We start from the raw sequence: 15,188 nt of genomic DNA, 5'->3' as shown, positions 1-15,188 counted from the left end.
GCCGTTGTTCGAGCGGGCGTTGGCGATCGCCGAGACGGTCTACGGCCCCGACCACCCCGACGTCTCCACCGACCTGAACAATCTGGCGTCGGCGTTGCAAGACCTGGGTCGGGCCGGGGAGGCGTTGCCGTTGTTCGAGCGGGCGTTGGCGATCGCCGAGACGGTCTACGGCCCCGACCACCCCGGCGTCTCCACCCGGCTGAACAATCTGGCGGGGGCGTTGCAAGACCTGGGTCGGGCCGGGGAGGCGTTGCCGTTGTTCGAGCGGGCGTTGGCGATCGCCGAGACGGTCTACGGCCCCGACCACCCTTTTTCGGTCATGATCAGAGAAAATCTTGCTGCTGTCGCGAATTCCGGGCAACGCCGAGAGCGCTAGTGGAGAAAGCTCCTCAGGCGGTGACCACAGCCGGTCTCATCATGATGGGCGAGGGGTCGGGCTGCCCGGGGAGCGAAGCGACCTGGTGCTGTCTCCCGGCTGCCAGATGGCGTGCCCCCTACTCGTTTGTCGTATGCCCTGGCGTGCCCGGCAATGGTCTCCGGTGGTCGCGTGGCTGCGCATCCCGAAACATGCTCGGGCGTTCGGTGAACCTGACCGCGGAACAGGACCAACATCGCGAATCCATGCCGCTCGGTACGGCGTGGATTCGCCTATCCGGCGGCGGCCGGCCCGACCGGAATCCCCACGGGTCCTGGGATGCCGGGCACACTTGCCATTTCTGGTCTGGGCTGTGCGCGGTGGCGGGCCAGCGACGCACCCGGCGAGCATGGCGCGCCAGCGCCACGCGCAGCCGTCGCGCGGCGCGGCCCGCGCCGCGCTCTTGATCCTAAAACGGATAATTCGGCAACTTGCGGGCCTATGGCAGCGGGCTTATAGCGGCTTGGCTGACGTCAGAGCGCCTGGTACGTACTGTCGTGTGGGTGGATGTAGCGGCCGCCGAGCGGTTAGCGAGCGAACTTTTGATTCCGTTGGGTGACCGGTGGCGACATGTGCAGGCTGTAGCGGCTCGGGCTCGGGAAGCTGCGGCGGCTGTCGATCTGGCCGAACGGGATCTGTTGGTCACCGCGGCGTGGCTGCATGACATCGGCTATGCGCCGTCGCTGGCCCTGCTGCGGTTCCATCCGGTGGACGGCGCCCGGTACCTGGCGCAACTACCGGACGCCACGGATCGGCTGTGTGCCCTGGTGGCCCATCACTCGTGTGCGTGGATCGAGGCCGAGGAACGGGGCCTGTCCGAGGAACTGGCCCCGTGGGAGCTGGAGGACTCCCCCGTCATGGACGCGCTGGTGTTGGCGGACATGACGACCGGGCCGAAGGGGCAGCGGTTCACGTTCCCTGAGCGGGTCGCGGAGATCTTCTCCCGGTACGGGGAAGGGTCGGTCGTGCAACGGTCGATCGCCCGTGCTCGTCCTGTGCTGGCGGCATCGATCGATCGGACGTTCACCCGGTTGGCTGCGGCTGGTCAGCCGATATAGGGGATGGTCCGACCTTCAAGGTAGTGATCGATCCGTAGGCGCATGGACGGGTGGATGTTCAGGGTGTCGAGGTCGGCGGGGGCGACGAACTGTACTTCCTTGGTTTCGCTGCTGGTCCGCAGCGTGCCGCTAAGCATCCTGGTTGTGAAGCACAACGAGAACTGCTGGCGGACCTCGCCGTCGTCGTAGGCGAGAACATGCCGGGGGTTGGTGTACACCCCGATAAGGCCGGTGACCTCGATGTCGATGCCGGTCTCTTCCTTGGTTTCGCGGACGGCGGCGTCCGCGATCGACTCGCCGAGGTCCATTCCGCCGCCGGGTAGCGCCCACAGGTCGTTGTCGGTCTTGTGGACCATGAGAATGCGGCCCTGCTCGTCGGTGACCACGGCGGTGACCGACGGGACGACGCTGTTCGCGGCAGGGGCGTTCGGGTCGTTGAAGTAGTCGATACGTGCCACGGATCTACCAGGCTCCTTCGGTAGTGACCCAGACCTTCTCAAAACTGGCGGCGTAGTGCTCGAACAAGCTTCCCCCGGCAGTCTGGCGGAGGTGGAGGACCGGGGAATGCGCGGCGGGCGCGCCGTAGACGTGAGTGTTGACGAGCATGTCACCGTCGAACCGGTAGACCGAGTTGTACAGGGTCGTGGTGTGCAGGCGGACATCTATACCGGGGACGCCCTGGAGCCCGGACAGGTAGGTGAGGGTGAGCCGGGTCCGGGCGGCGAGGTTGTTGCCGATGCCTTCTTCCGCTCCGCGCAGCGCCACCGCGTCGGATGCGGGGTCACCGAGGGTGTAGCGGATCTTCACGCCGCTGTCGGCCTTGCCCCGCAGGAGCGGGACCAGGTCGGCGTGTCCGTCGGGGAGGAACAGTCCGGCGATGACGAGGATGTCGACCGCGTCCCGCGTGCCGCGTAGGAGTGCCCGCCACATCTCGCCGGGGACCGCTGTCCGGTTGGGGTAGACCCGCAGGATCTCCGGGACCAGGTCGGTCGGTAGTGGCCCGCCGGACGGGGCCGGTGCGCTCGCTGGTTGGGTTCCGGGTCGGTCGGCCAGACCCAAGCGGGTACGGGGGATGCCGAGTCCGTCCGCGAGACGCTCGAAGATTTCCAGGCTGGTGACCCGGCGGCGTCCATTCTGAATCTCGCTGATGTGGGACTGCGGGATCTCGCAGGCTCCGGCAATCTGTGTCTGGGTGGCGCCGGTGTACTTCCGGTAGATCGCAAGGACGGTTGCCATGTCCCGGCCGGTGATTGCCTCGGCCATGTCGGGCCGGTCCCACAGGCCGGCGGGAGCGGGCGGTAAAGGGCGGCGTTCCGACGCCATCGGTGCCTCCTGACGGTGGATGCATGACCGTCCGTTCTCTGACCGAGCACCGTGAGTCTATACGGTAAGTGGATAGATCGCGTGTTTTGGCGTATACGGCCGGCGGCCTTCCGTGACGCCTCCTGCGCCGGCAAGGTCGTCCGCAACCGGCCCGGTCTCGCGTCGAAGCGGTGTCTGTGCGGGACCGGGTCGGCGTCCAACCCCGAGACGCGGACGGGACGGTAGGGCCGATGACGGTAGCCAGGGACAGCACAGCGGACGGCGACAGGCACGAGCGGATGCCTGTGCTGTGGGGTGTGGTGCGTTTCGAGCCGGGGGACGGACGGCGGGTCCGCGACACGACGATCACGTTTGACTCGGCCGGATCGGCGGAGCTGTTCGCGCTCGAACAGGGCTGGGGCGACTATCAGATCACGCCGCTGTTCTTCTTCGTCGAAAACGTCGTACCGCCGGCAGGAAGCCGGATGGTGCTGGATGCGGCCCTGACACGCACGATCCGCCGGGCTGGCGGCCGATGACCGCCGACACCGCCGGACGGGGCTGCATGGGAACGGACGCAGAGGGCGGGAGCGGCGGTCCGGGCGTGACCGCGGTGTTCTGCTCGACCTGGAACACCTGGGCGATGACCATACGACCGGACGCCCGGCCGGCGGACCTGATCAGCGCGTGGGCGTCGCTCCCGGAAGGTATGCACTTCGTCGAAGCATTCGGCGACGTCGAGGTCACGCTGGTTTTCCGTTCGGCTGACCAAGTAGAGGGCGACAGCGCGGCATAGTCCGGTTGTTGCTCATCCAAAGGTACGGCCGGGCGGTCTGATCGAGGGGCTGGAACCACAGGCGGAGTGTCTATCCTCCGCTCGGGTTCCGGCCCTTCGTCATGTCAGGAGTCGAACACACCGAGGTGCCGTTCGATAACGGAAAGGCGTTCGTTCATGCGCCGCAAGTCGCCTTCGAGCGCGTCCAGACGAGCCACGACCATCCGGTCTGTACCCACGGGTGGAGAAGCCTCGAGGGATGGCTGGTCGCCGAGTAGTACCCGGATCAGATGGTCATCGGGCCAGCCCAGAGCACGCGCGATCGCGGTCAGCGTGGCATTCTGGACCCGGCGGGCATGCGTACCGTGCTGGACCTGGCGCAGGGTGGCCACGGACACACCTGAAGCGGTCGCGAGGGCCTGCTGTCCGATGCGTCGCGCGGCCATGCGGGCGTTCAGCACGTCGGCGACAGCCTGCCAGTTCTCACCCTCGACACGGCCGCGTGCGGTGTAGGGCGGGACGGCGTTTTTGTTTGCCACTTGTCAAAAATAGCTTCACAGCAAACGGATGTCGAGATTCTAGATGCCGGGTGTATGGATTTCATACGGACTCGGTATACATAGATCAGATATCGCTTGGCAAGCGGTTGGTGAGTGGCCCATCGTAGGTGCTGTCCGGAACGCGGCGAGATTGCCGGCAACATCCGGACCTGATCCCTACGGAGGTGGGCGGCGATGGCGATACCGCGGCGGATTCCGGTTCGGTTCGAGGATGTGTTTCCCCATGGTGCGTTCGTGCTCGGGGTGGACGCGGTGAACGACTTCGAGAAGGCGAAGGCGGGGGTGATCGAGCAGGAGCGGGACAAGGGCACCGGTGAGCTGCTGTGGGTGGTGCGGGTGATGGACGCGGACCCGAATGCGCGGGCCGGGTCGGCGGAGGTGAAGGTGAAGATAGCCGCGCCGGTGCAGCCGGTGCCCCCGGAGCCGTTGGCGGGTACGGCGTTGCGGCCGGTGGAGTTCGACGGGCTGACCGTCGCTCCGTGGATCATCCAACGGGAAGGTTTCGAGCCACGGCAGGGCCTCGCGCTGCGGGCGCGGGGGATGCGGCCGGTCGGCACGGGCGGCCGGCGGGCAGCGGCATGACCGGGCAGGCGTCCACCGATGTGGTCGGGGCCGTGACCCGGTTGGAGACGGCGTTTACCGCGGGGGGTGGGGCGTCTGTCATCTGCCATCGCTACCCGGACAGGACCCCGATCCTGTCGGTCTTCTCCGGTCCGGTCGGGGTGACGATCGCTGTTTCCTCCGGTGGGGTGGGGGCGGCGGCGCTGGCTTTCGCCCGGGACCTTGCCGATGCGGTGGGGGTTTTCCTGGCCGAATGCGAACGGTTCACCACGACCGACGCCGCCGATAACTCGGCCGATGACCCGGCCGGCGGAACCGTGGTAGCGGCCTGAGTCTGGTTGTTCTCCCGTGCGGTTCCGGGGTGGCTGTCGAGTTTCTTTCCTCCCCCGTCCCCTTCCGCTGATTGTCTTCCTTTTCTTTTCCTCTTCATGCAGGGTGGGTGTGTTCTGTCATGGCCAGAATCAACGGCTCGCGGCCGTTTCCCGACGTGCCGACACGGCATCCGAAGGTCGATGTGCCGCTGTGGATGCTGCTCGTCGGCCTGGCCGGCCGGATGTTCGCCCATCTGGTCGTCTTTCTGGTGCGGCATCCGGTGGCGGTCGGCGTGCTGCTCGCGGTGCTCGTGGTCCGGGATCGGCTGGGCCTGGTCGGGTTGGGCCTGCTGGCCGCCGGCCTGCTCCTGGTCGCGGTTGCCTGGCGGTTGGCGCATCGGCGGTCGTTTACCTTGCTGGCCCGCTGGGCATCGGGCCGGCTGCGACTGCTCATCGTGTACCGGTGGCGGTGGCGTCCGGTGATGGTGCATACCGGCCTGGCGATCAGGGTGCCGACGTCGAACGGCGACCGGGTGGCGTTCGCGGAAACGTTCCCCCGGATCCGCCAGGTCCGCTCGGATCGGTGGGCGGACCGGCTACGCGTCGAGCTGCTCTACGGGCAGACCCCGGAGTTGTGGGCGGAGCAGGCAGAGGCGCTGCGTCACGCGTTTCGCGCCCAGGCCTGCCGCATCCGTGCGGATCGGGTCGGGTTCATCTGGGTGGAGTTCACCCGCCGCGACCCCCTTACCCACCCGGTGCCGCCGGTGGACCTTGACAACCCCGACGACGAGGACGAGGACGGGGACGGCTGGGATCTTGATGTCTGCCCGGTGGACCTGGCCGGGATTCCCGTGGGCCGCCGTGACGACGGCCAGCCGTGGCGGCTTCCGGTTCTCGGCGCGCATGTCCTGGTCGCGGGGGCAACCGGGTCGGGGAAAGGGTCGGTCATCTGGTCGACGATCCGCGGGCTCGGCCCGGCGGTGCGTGCCGGTCTCGTCGAACTATGGGTCTGTGACCCGAAAGGCGGGATGGAACTGGCGTTCGGTGAGCCGATGTTCGCCCGGTTCGCCACCGACACGGCGAGTATCGCCGCGCTGCTTGATGATGCGGTGACGGTGATGCGGAACCGGGCGGTGTGGCTGCGCGGGGTGTCGCGGCTACACGCCCCGTCGGTGGGTCAGCCACTGATCGTTGTGATCGTCGATGAGCTTGCCTCCCTGACCGCGTATGTGACCGACCGGGAGGTGAAACGGCGACTGTCGGCGTCGCTGCCGCTGTTGCTGTCCCAGGGCCGGGCGCCGGGGGTGGTGGTGGTCGGGGCGGTGCAGGACCCGCGGAAAGAGGTGTTGCCGTTTCGGGACCTGTTCCCGGTCCGGGTGGCGTTGCGGATGACCGAAGCCGACCAGGTCGATCTCGTGTTGGGTGGTGGTGCTCATGCTCGCGGGGCATGGGCGGAGGAGATCAGCGATGGCATGCCGGGGGTGGGCTATGTGCTGGCCGACGGGCAGACCGACCCGCTGCGGGTCCGCGCCTCCTGGATCGACGATGCGGAAATCGCACGGATGGTCCGTGAGTACGGGCAGGGGTTCGACCGCGACGGCGCCGGGTCGGGCTGGACCCCGGACGTCGATGGCTGGGCCGCATGACCGACGACGCGGACCCCTCCGACCGGCCGGCCGCACCGCCGGACCGTCCGGCGGGCGGTTCTGCCTTGAGTATCCAGCCGGCGGCGGGGAGCCGGGCCGCCCGGATGCGCCAGCCACTCGCCCGCCAGGTCCTGGAGGCGGTCGCGGTGGAGAACGGGGTGTGTATCCGACCGTTGGCGATGCGCCGCGTGGACGTGGTCACCGGGGAAACCGAGATCATCCCGGTGCCGTGTGGCGCCACCCTGGCGTCCAAGTGTCCGCCGTGTGCGGAGAAAGCACGGAAGCTGCGGATGGCGCAGTGCCAGGCGGGGTGGCATCTCGATGACGAACCGTTGCCCGACCCCGACCCGCCCGGCGACGAGGCGAAGACCCTCGTCCAGCTCCGGGCGGATCTCGAAGCCGTCCGCACCGACGCCGCCACCGGCCACGATGTCGGGCAGGTCGCCGAAGTCGATGATCTGATCTCGCAGGTCGACGAAGCGTTGAACGATCTCGGCGTCCGGGGGAAGACCGCGCCGGACAGCCGCGACCGGCCCCGGCGGACCCGGTCGACGCGGCGGCGCCAGGATGCCCCGGATCTGCCCCGGCTGCCGGTGGACCGGCGGACCGTGGGGCGGACGTTCACCGGGTCGGATGGGACGGTGTGGCGGCCGTCGATGTTCCTCACCCTCACCTGCGACTCGTACGGGCGGGTCACCTCGGAAGGCACGCCGGTGGACCCGGACGGCTACGACTACCGGCGGGCGGCCCGCGACGCGATCCACTTTCCCAAACTCGTCGACCGTTTCTGGCAGAACCTGCGCCGGGCGGTGGGGTACGACGTCCAATATTTCGCCTGCCTGGAACCGCAACGCCGCCTTGCACCGCATCTGCATGCGGCGATGCGCGGCACGATCCCCCGGGTCCTGCTCCGCCAGGTCGCGGCGGCGACCTATCACCAGGTGTGGTGGCCAGCCTGCAACCAGCCGACCTACAGCCCCGACCGGCTGCCCGTCTGGAACGAACAGGCCGGCGGCTACCACGACCCCGACACCGGGGCGTCGCTGCCGACCTGGGATGAGGCGTTGGACGCCATCGGCGACGACGAAGAACCTACGCACGTGGTCCGGTTCGGCGTGCAGGTCCGCGCGGACGGCGTGACCGCGAACGACAGCAACACCGGCCGGCTGATCGGCTACCTGACCAAGTATTTGACGAAGTCGTTGGACACCTGCCATGCGGTCGCCACCGACGCGCAGCGGGCGCACGTCGACCGGCTTGCCGACGCACTCCGCTACGAACCGTGCGCGCCGGGCTGCTCCAACTGGCTGCGCTACGGCGTCCAGCCGAAAAACCCCCGGGCCGGGCTCGTGCCGGGACGGTGCAAGGGCAAGGTCCACCGCCGGGAAACCCTCGGCTTCGGCGGACGCCGCGTCCTGGTCTCCCGGAAATGGTCCGGGAAAACACTCGCCGACCACAAGCAAGATCGCAAAACGTGGGTCCGGGAACAACTCGCCGTCCTCGGCCACACCGACACCGGCCACACCGGGGACACCGGCGGCGGCGCGTCCGACCGGGTCGTCTGGCAACTCCTGCACCCCGGAGATCCGGCGACACCCCGCCGGGAACACCTGCTCCTGCGCGCGGTCGCGGACCGGCACCGCTGGCGCGCCCAGTTGGACGCCGCCCGCGCCGCCCGGGGGGCTCGCGGGGATCCCGACCCGGTTTCGGCAACCGGGCTTCCGCTCCGCGATGCTGCGTGATCTTCGTCCCTGACAACAACTCCAAGCGAGGAACCGTGAACAAGCTCCTCCTGACCGCAACCGAAGCCGCCGCCGTCCTCGGTGTCGGCCGGTCGACCGTTTACGAACTGATGGCGGCGGGTCAGATCGAATCCGTCCGGATCGGCCGGGCACGGCGGATCCCTCGGGCGGTGCTCGTCGCCTACGTGGATCGGCTCCGCGGGCTCTGCGGCGGGGAGGCTGCGGCGTGACCACGCTCGCGCGGGGACGGGGGACGGCTGGTGTTCGGCAACCCACCCTGACCGGTCCATTGGCCCGCGGTCCACCCAGGACACGGCGTAGGCTTTCAAACCCGAAAGATCATGTAAGCGGCCCCGGTGGGTGCGCCAACACCACACCGGGACCTCGATCCGCACCCCTTCCGATGCAAGGAGCGCAGACCGTGACACCCATCATTCCGCCTGACCTCGACCCACCGCGCGACCCCTCCGACGGACAGCCCTTCGTCCGCCTCAACAGCCCCGGCCACGGCTACTACGAGATGACCATCAAACCCGGCGCCGACCCCTTCGACGTCGCCCGAACCGCCGTCGCGATCCCCACCGACGCGGTCTTCATCGAAGCGCTCGGAGACGTCGACGTCGTCTTGGTGTTCCGCGCGATCCCCGGTATCGCGCTTCCGGCAACCCGCCCATCACACAGGCCTGGTCCGGCCGGCGGCTGGGTACCCGACACCACCCCGTACCGCAAGGTTCCCGCGCAACCCCAGCCGCACTGACCGGTACCCGCGGCCCTTTCCTCATTTCTTCCTGTTCCTCTGGTGGCATTTGAACCTGCCATGGTGAAGGTCGTGTCCAGGGTCGACCGAAGGCCGATCGCGAAGCGACACGTAGTGCCCTGGATGCGGCCGGCGCCACCGCAGATCCTCGCGGCTCTCAGAGGAGCGGGTTACCCACGCTCGACGAACTCGAAAGCGAGGCTCGCCCCGATGGCGAAGCGAATCAACGGTGAGGGCACCTACTACCAGCGTCAGGACGGGCGCTGGGAGGGTGCGGCCTACATGCTGATGTCCGATGGAACGTACAAGCGGCGCCGGGTCTACGGGAAGACGGATGAGGAGGTTCGGCAGAAGCTGACCGATCTCAAGGCGAATTCTGATCAGGGCATTCCTACGGAGGCGACGGGTTGGACAGTCGGGCGGTTCCTGACTTACTGGCTTGAGCAGATCGTGAAGCCGGCGTGCAAGCCGAGGACGTATCAGGGTTACGAAGTGGTCGTCCGCGTCCACCTGGTGCCGGCGCTCGGCAAGAAGAAGCTGAACAAGCTGACCGGGGCCGACGTGCGGCTGTTCCTCCGGCGGCTGGAAAACATGTGCCTGTGCTGCGTTCACAAGACGGACCAGAAGCGGGCCGAGGGCGAGCGGCGATGCTGTGCGGTCGGCCGGTGCTGCAAGTCGTTGCCGTCCATCCGTCTGCGGCAGCAGGTCCATGCTGTGCTACGCAACGCGCTGGAGGCGGCGGTACGGGAGGAGCTGATCCGGCGGAACGTGGCGAAGCTGGTGAAGGTCTCCGGTCCGAAGTACAAGGTCAACCGCGGGCTCACCGTCGACCAGGCACGCAAACTGCTGGTGGCGGCAGAGAACGACCGGTTGCACGCGCTCTACGTCCTTGCACTCTTCCTCGGGCTGCGGCGTGGCGAGCTGCTCGGGCTCCACTGGTCGGATATCGATCTTGACGTCGGAACGCTTACCGTGCGTCGCAACCTGCAACGGGTCGGCGGCGAGCTTCGGACGGTCACGCCGAAGACGGAACGGTCAGAACGGACGATCCCGCTTCTCGGTGCTACCGCGGACGCGCTACGCCGGCATACCGAGCGGCAGCGGGAGGAACGGGCGCACTCCGGGCCGGACTGGGTTGAGACGGGCCACGTCTTCACGAGCGTGATTGGAACGCCGATCGAACCGGACAACCTCCGGCGGAGCTGGTACCCGCTACGCGAGAAGATCGGTGCCGAAGGCGTTCGTTTTCATGATCTCCGTCATACTTGCGTAACCTTGCTCCTGCACCTGGGCATACCGCCGCACACGGTCCGGGACATCGCCGGACACTCGGCGATCGAAGTTACGATGACGATCTACGCGCATACATCCCTCGGCCAGATGCGGGACGCGTTGAGCAAGCTGGACGATCAGCTTCGCTGACGTTGCCGTCAGGGTTGCCGTCAATGGCGGCCAGGAACGATGATCAAAATAGCAAAACCGTAGGTCAGGGGTGGTGGGCAGGGGCGGGGTCGAACCGCCGACCTTCCGCTTTTCAGGCGGACGCTCGTACCGACTGAGCTACCTGCCCCGATTCGACTATCCTGTCATACGAGGGTCTGCCAGATCGCAACCACCTGGTGATATCAGCGTCACGCGGATGCTGATCGATGGTGCGAGCGCGGTCCCGACGGGATTCGAACCCGCGACCTCCGCCTTGACAGGGCGGCGTGAACTCCAGACTTCACCACGGGACCATGCTGTGTGCTGTTCAGTTATACCACCGCTGTGCCGGTTTCTGCGGCGACCCTCCTGGGAGGAGGCTCGCCCGGCACCTGAACAGAAGCATACAGGACGGCGGGACCGTCCAGGCAAGGGCGGATCGCCCATGGTTTTTTCTGGGCCGGAGGCTCCAGGGTCCCAGGCCTGGGTGGGCGGGGGCGCGCCCCGGTGAGGATGGTGCGACGGAGGCCGGGAGGGAGACCCGCCGGGTCGGGCCGATGGGTCGGGCCGCCGAGTTACGCTGCGGGGCAGTAGTCGATCTTGCTGGTCGCCGTGGGGTGTCCGGCGGCTCCCGGCGGACATCGCCACCGGGCCGGGGATGCGGCGGTGGCGGTTGGTCGGGAACCTCACGGCGAAGGTCCACCCGCCGTCCGCCCTTATCGCACCCCTCTTGTTTCATCATAATTATCGCACTATAAAAGGCGCATGCCTTTCCGTACGGACACGAGCATCGATGTCACCGGTAGCGTTCCGATCGACGGCAGGCTGTCCCTGGCTGCGACCGTGGTCAGCCCGGACGATCTCGACCCGGCGCAACCGCCCGTCGTCCTCTTCGCCTTTCCCGGAGGCGGCACAACTTCGCTGGTACCCGCCACCTGCTGTGGGAGCGTCTCCACGGCTGGGGCGACCAGGTCCGGCTCCGCAGATAGAGACCAGGTCCAGCTTCGCGGATAGAGAGGAAACCAGAGATGGACTTGGGACTCGGTGGCAAGGTCGCCGTCGTTGCCGGCGGCAGCCGCGGCTGCGGTCGTGGAATCTCGGCCGAACTGGCGAAGGAGGGGGCTGCGGTCGTCCTGACGGGTCGCCAGCCGGATGTCGTGGAGGCAACGGCCAAGCAGATCGAAAAGGCGGGCGGCGCGGCGCTGGGTGTGGTCGCGGACATGACCACTCCCGCGGGCGCCTTCGCGATCATAACGGCGACGAGAAACGCCTTCGGGCATCCCGACATCCTGGTGACGAACCCACCCGGCCCGCTTCCCGGCGACGACTACGGACGGGGCTTCCTCAACTGCGCCGACGAGGATTTCCTTCGTACCAACGACCAGTTCATCATGAGCCAGGTCTACCTGACCCGGGAAGTCATCCCGAACATGATGGAAAAACGTTGGGGACGCCTGGTAAACATCGCCTCCATCTGCCTGAAGACGCCGCATCACCGGGACCCGCTGGTGCTTGCCAACCTTCGCGTGGGTATTGCGGGGATGATGAAGACGTTCGCCGAGGAGTACGGCGAGCACGGCATCACCTCCAACGTCGTGGCGACCGGACCGTTCCACAGCGAACTGGCGGATGACTACCTGAAATCGCAGAACGTGAAGGACGAGTCCTGGTATGCGAAGGAGGTTCCGGTCCGCCGCTGGGGGCGTCCGGAGGAGATGGGGTCACTCGTCGCATTCCTCTGCTCGGAGAAGGCCGCCTTCCTGACCGGAGAGACCATCCGGCTGGACGGTGGCTACGGCAAAAGCCTGTTCTGAGCCCTGATCCGCGGGCCGGCACGGCTGATTAATGATGTAACATGCCCACTTAGGGCATGTTTGGGAACCATCTGTCCGGCTCGCCACGCCCAGACGGATCCCGGCTGCGTTCTCGGTCAAACCGATACAACTCCTCCGGTATCGGCTGGGCCCGAACCTTACCGATCGAAGATCTATAAGGTTCGGGCCTTGTCAGGAACCGTCTGGACGCGGCTTGCTGATCGAACGACGATTCTCAAACACCCTGTCACAGGAAATGATCCTGACGGGTGAGGGTGAGTGGTGCTTCCGGCACGACCAGGTAATCGAAGTTGGGAGGCGGGCCGACTGTGCGTTCCAGAGTCTTGATGACCTTGAGAGGGTTGTCATACGGACCCGAGATGTAGTACGGCTTGCCTTCCTTGCCGAAGGTGATGGCTGACGGGCCTTTCCATGCACCGAGATGGGCGGCGGCCTGCGCGAAGTCGGCGTGGGGCTCGAAACCGAGTCGGCGGGCGTATTCGACTGCGCCGAACACGATGTGCTGAGCGAGCTCGATCGGCGCGTCCTGCCATCCGCACGGGTAGGCGGCGTAGTAGTCCGGCAGGAACCTCCGCAGATCGAGTTCGTCCTTGATGTCAGGGCCGAAGGCGTTCTTGACGCCCAGACAGTAGACGTCAGCGAGGTATCCGCACACCGACACTTTATCCCAGCGATGTCTGCGGGCGACCAGCACGCTCACCAGCCCGCCTGTGTCGTCCTGCGATGGTGCTTCGTCAGCCCAGCCGTGTGACTGGTCGACCGAGATTCCCCGGCTCCAGCTGACGTTGACCCAACAACCGACGACCTGTGGTTCACCCGCTGTGGTGTGGCCTTGTGTCGCGACGGTCCGCACCAGGGAGGCGACCGCCGAGGGTGGCATGCCGAGGACGCGGGCGATCTCCTTCGGCGACTTCCCCTCGCTGCGCAACTGGCGTATCTGATCCAAAAGCTCCACATTGTCCATAGGAAGGGAAGTATATGGAAGCCGGCATCATGCGGGGAGCCGGCCGACCTGTTAGCACGGCTACTGTGGTCTGCATGGCCATCAATGATGCCCACGTGATGATTGCGCATTGGCGGAACCGGAAGCGTTGCTGGTGTTCGGCATGATCGTCACTGCCACGTCGAGGGCGCGATCTTCCCGGATCGGATTGTCTCAGGTCGACCACCGGCGTGACACCATCGTCGGCCCCTACGTAAAGCCGGCAAAGTCAGGAGATTCACCGAAAACTCTCCGAGACAGAGTGACACGATAGAAACCACCGCGGGCAGAAGAAGGACCGCCGAAGACGTCGAACGGCTCAATGAATCCGGCGGACCGCTTGTGGTGAAGCTGCTACGGCCATCCGTGGAGCGATATCGCTGACGTTCGTGCTCGACAACGGCACGGTCGGTGCGGTGGTTCGTCCACGAGTACTCGGGGCAGAGATCCTGCGAGGGTGAGGATGACTGACGACGGACTGGCCACAGCCGCGGTCGACGCGGACGGCGTTGTCGTGGGCTGGAGTGTGCAGGCCCGGAGTCTGCTCGGCTACCCGCCGGCGGAGGTCATCGGACGTCCCGCGGCGAACCTGCTCGCAGTGGAACCCCAGGACAGCGACCGCAAGGCCGCCGAGGCGCAGGAACCATGGGCCGGCGAGGTCACGGTGCGCCGCCGGGACGGTCGTCACCTCGACGTCCAGCTCCGTGCCCATCCGATGCAGGACGCCGGCGGGAGGACACAGTGGTTCCTTTCGGGGACCGCGGTCGGTCGCCGGTTTGCCGCCCGACGCCCGCAAGTCCCGGGACCCGGGGACGTCCGGGCACTTCTGGACTGGGCGTTCGCCCAGGCGCCGGTCAATCTGGCGCTCCTCGACACGGATGCGCGACATCTGCGCATGAACGACGGGCTGTGCCGCACGCTCGGGATCGAAGAGGAGCATCAGGCGCTGGGGCGGGTGTTGACGGACGTGTTTTCCGGCCCGGTCGCCGAAGCCGTCCAGGCGTGGGCACGCGACGTGGCGCGCAGCGGTGAGCCCGCGTTCCACCATGTTGTCACCATGTCGCCCGGTGAATCGTCCGACCACGCCTGGTCGATCATCTTCTCGCCGGTGACGGATCCGGCGGGGCAGGTGCGCGGCGTGCTGGTAGTCGGGCTCGACGTCACCGAGCAATATCAGACACGGCAGCGGCTGGCGCTGGTGAACGACGCAAGCACACGCATCGGCAGCACTCTTGACGTGACCCGGACCGCCGAGGAGCTGATCGATGTCACCGTGCCCCAGCTCGCGGACTACGTCGCTGTCGACCTACTGGACTCGGTCCTGCGTGGAGACGAGCCGACTCCCGGACCGGTCGCCGGAACGGTCGCGCTGCGCCGCATGGCCATCGGTTCGATCCTGGAGAACACTCCGGAGACGGCCCGCAGACCTGGGCAGGTCTCCTCATACCCCAGCGGCTCGCCTGCCGCTCATTGTCTGGAGACCGGGCAGGCGACGCTGTGCCAGAACGAGGACATCACCGCTGGATGGGTCGCGAAGGATCCTGTCCGGGTCGCCCGGGTTCAGTGGTACGGGTTTCACTCGGTCATCGCGGTTCCGATACGCGCCCGCGGAGCCACGCTCGGCGTGGCGACCCTCGTCCGCCACCGGCGGCCGGATCCCTTCGAGGACGACGACCTCGTTCTCGCGGAGGAGATCGTGGCCAGGGCCGCGGTCTGTGTCGACAACGCGCGTCTCTATACCCGGGAACGAGCCACCGCTCTCACCCTGCAGCGCAGCCTGCTGCCGCAGCGGTTACCCGGGCAGGCGGCCGTGGATGTGGCC

At 67.1% G+C, this 15,188-nt stretch carries 17 protein-coding genes and 2 tRNA genes; 13 read left to right on the top strand and 6 right to left on the bottom strand.

Annotation, left to right across the window (positions count from 1 at the left end):
- Both NBW77_RS20080 and NBW77_RS20075 read left to right on the top strand, forming a co-directional pair.
- A partial coding sequence (locus NBW77_RS20080) for a tetratricopeptide repeat protein (RefSeq protein WP_250280143.1) occupies positions 1-376 on the top strand: 376 nt, incomplete at its 5' end.
- A 611-nt stretch (positions 377-987) separates the two neighbouring features.
- On the top strand, positions 988-1,473 hold the full coding sequence (locus NBW77_RS20075) for an HD domain-containing protein (protein WP_242605986.1): 486 nt from the start codon (positions 988-990) through the stop codon (positions 1,471-1,473).
- Here the strand turns inward: NBW77_RS20075 and NBW77_RS20070 are convergent.
- Both NBW77_RS20070 and NBW77_RS20065 read right to left on the bottom strand, forming a co-directional pair.
- Positions 1,461-1,931, bottom strand: a complete 471-nt coding sequence (locus NBW77_RS20070) for an NUDIX hydrolase (RefSeq protein WP_131747693.1) — start codon at positions 1,929-1,931, stop codon at positions 1,461-1,463. The genes NBW77_RS20075 and NBW77_RS20070 overlap by 13 nt on opposite strands.
- Positions 1,932-1,935: 4 nt before the next feature.
- Positions 1,936-2,796, bottom strand: coding sequence for a helix-turn-helix domain-containing protein (locus NBW77_RS20065; RefSeq protein ID WP_131747694.1), 861 nt, complete (start codon positions 2,794-2,796; stop codon positions 1,936-1,938).
- Positions 2,797-3,026: 230 nt separating this feature from the next.
- On the opposite strand from NBW77_RS20065, the gene NBW77_RS20060 reads away from it, so the two are divergent.
- On the top strand, positions 3,027-3,314 hold the full coding sequence (locus NBW77_RS20060) for a hypothetical protein (RefSeq protein ID WP_165486224.1): 288 nt from the start codon (positions 3,027-3,029) through the stop codon (positions 3,312-3,314).
- Positions 3,311-3,571: a hypothetical protein gene (locus tag NBW77_RS20055; RefSeq protein ID WP_131747696.1), complete on the top strand. Its 261-nt coding sequence runs from the start codon at positions 3,311-3,313 to the stop codon at positions 3,569-3,571. Before NBW77_RS20060 ends, NBW77_RS20055 begins: the two co-directional genes overlap by 4 nt.
- 104 nt (positions 3,572-3,675) lie before the next feature.
- On the opposite strand, the gene NBW77_RS20050 is transcribed toward NBW77_RS20055, so the two are convergent.
- Positions 3,676-4,089 (bottom strand): helix-turn-helix domain-containing protein, encoded by a 414-nt coding sequence (locus NBW77_RS20050; protein ID WP_131747697.1) that lies wholly within the window; start codon positions 4,087-4,089, stop codon positions 3,676-3,678.
- Between the two features lie 195 nt (positions 4,090-4,284).
- Here NBW77_RS20050 and NBW77_RS20045 point away from each other — a divergent pair, with 195 nt between their 5' ends.
- The 7 genes from NBW77_RS20045 (at position 4,285) to NBW77_RS20015 (ending at position 10,549) form a co-directional block, all read left to right on the top strand.
- Entirely contained in the window at positions 4,285-4,692 is a 408-nt protein-coding gene (locus NBW77_RS20045; RefSeq protein ID WP_131747698.1) for a plasmid replication, integration and excision activator, read from the top strand.
- Complete coding sequence (locus tag NBW77_RS20040) at positions 4,689-5,003, top strand: hypothetical protein (RefSeq protein WP_131747699.1); 315 nt, start codon at positions 4,689-4,691, stop codon at positions 5,001-5,003. The genes NBW77_RS20045 and NBW77_RS20040 overlap by 4 nt, the downstream gene beginning before the upstream one ends.
- A gap of 119 nt (positions 5,004-5,122) precedes the next feature.
- A complete protein-coding gene (locus NBW77_RS20035; RefSeq protein ID WP_250280142.1) occupies positions 5,123-6,628 on the top strand; it encodes an FtsK/SpoIIIE domain-containing protein in 1,506 nt (501 codons plus the stop codon).
- Positions 6,625-8,370 carry a replication initiator gene (locus tag NBW77_RS20030; protein ID WP_502799505.1) on the top strand — a complete coding sequence of 582 codons (1,746 nt, stop codon included), beginning with the start codon at positions 6,625-6,627 and terminating at the stop codon, positions 8,368-8,370. Before NBW77_RS20035 ends, NBW77_RS20030 begins: the two co-directional genes overlap by 4 nt.
- Positions 8,371-8,405: 35 nt before the next feature.
- Entirely contained in the window at positions 8,406-8,600 is a 195-nt protein-coding gene (locus NBW77_RS20025) for a helix-turn-helix domain-containing protein (protein ID WP_250280144.1), read from the top strand.
- Positions 8,601-8,791: 191 nt separating this feature from the next.
- The gene (locus NBW77_RS20020; protein ID WP_131747700.1) at positions 8,792-9,127 is read left to right on the top strand and encodes a hypothetical protein; all 336 of its coding nucleotides are present in this window, start codon (positions 8,792-8,794) and stop codon (positions 9,125-9,127) included.
- Positions 9,128-9,337: 210 nt separating this feature from the next.
- Positions 9,338-10,549, top strand: coding sequence for a tyrosine-type recombinase/integrase (locus NBW77_RS20015; protein ID WP_131747701.1), 1,212 nt, complete (start codon positions 9,338-9,340; stop codon positions 10,547-10,549).
- Between the two features lie 71 nt (positions 10,550-10,620).
- Here NBW77_RS20015 and NBW77_RS20010 read toward each other — a convergent pair.
- Positions 10,621-10,697 (bottom strand) — tRNA-Phe (locus NBW77_RS20010).
- Positions 10,698-10,788: 91 nt separating this feature from the next.
- A tRNA-Asp gene (locus tag NBW77_RS20005) sits at positions 10,789-10,863 on the bottom strand.
- Between the two features lie 714 nt (positions 10,864-11,577).
- Here NBW77_RS20005 and NBW77_RS20000 point away from each other — a divergent pair.
- Positions 11,578-12,363 carry an SDR family oxidoreductase gene (locus tag NBW77_RS20000; protein ID WP_131747703.1) on the top strand — a complete coding sequence of 262 codons (786 nt, stop codon included), beginning with the start codon at positions 11,578-11,580 and terminating at the stop codon, positions 12,361-12,363.
- Between the two features lie 247 nt (positions 12,364-12,610).
- On the opposite strand, the gene NBW77_RS19995 is transcribed toward NBW77_RS20000, so the two are convergent.
- Positions 12,611-13,330, bottom strand: a complete 720-nt coding sequence (locus NBW77_RS19995; protein WP_250280141.1) for a helix-turn-helix domain-containing protein — start codon at positions 13,328-13,330, stop codon at positions 12,611-12,613.
- 499 nt (positions 13,331-13,829) lie between these two features.
- Here NBW77_RS19995 and NBW77_RS19990 point away from each other — a divergent pair.
- Positions 13,830-15,188 (top strand): PAS domain-containing protein (locus NBW77_RS19990; RefSeq protein WP_250280140.1); only part of this gene is annotated, 1,359 nt, incomplete at its 3' end.

The organism is Frankia sp. Cppng1_Ct_nod (assembly GCF_920656135.1).
Lineage (GTDB): Bacteria > Actinomycetota > Actinomycetes > Frankiales > Frankiaceae > Protofrankia > Protofrankia meridionalis.
Note: the sequence above shows the minus strand (reverse complement) of the source record. Positions and strands in the feature narration are given on the sequence as shown.

Bases quoted from the DNA above. Each gene is read 5' to 3' on its own strand.
- NBW77_RS20065 (WP_131747694.1), bottom strand. From the start codon at position 2,796: ATGGCGTCGGAACGCCGCCCTTTACCGCCCGCTCCCGCCGGCCTGTGG.
- NBW77_RS20060 (WP_165486224.1), top strand. From the start codon at position 3,027: ATGACGGTAGCCAGGGACAGCACAGCGGACGGCGACAGGCACGAGCGG.
- NBW77_RS20055 (WP_131747696.1), top strand. From the start codon at position 3,311: ATGACCGCCGACACCGCCGGACGGGGCTGCATGGGAACGGACGCAGAG.
- NBW77_RS20045 (WP_131747698.1), top strand. From the start codon at position 4,285: ATGGCGATACCGCGGCGGATTCCGGTTCGGTTCGAGGATGTGTTTCCC.
- NBW77_RS20040 (WP_131747699.1), top strand. From the start codon at position 4,689: ATGACCGGGCAGGCGTCCACCGATGTGGTCGGGGCCGTGACCCGGTTG.
- NBW77_RS20035 (WP_250280142.1), top strand. From the start codon at position 5,123: ATGGCCAGAATCAACGGCTCGCGGCCGTTTCCCGACGTGCCGACACGG.
- NBW77_RS20030 (WP_502799505.1), top strand. From the start codon at position 6,625: ATGACCGACGACGCGGACCCCTCCGACCGGCCGGCCGCACCGCCGGAC.
- NBW77_RS20015 (WP_131747701.1), top strand. From the start codon at position 9,338: ATGGCGAAGCGAATCAACGGTGAGGGCACCTACTACCAGCGTCAGGAC.
- NBW77_RS20000 (WP_131747703.1), top strand. From the start codon at position 11,578: ATGGACTTGGGACTCGGTGGCAAGGTCGCCGTCGTTGCCGGCGGCAGC.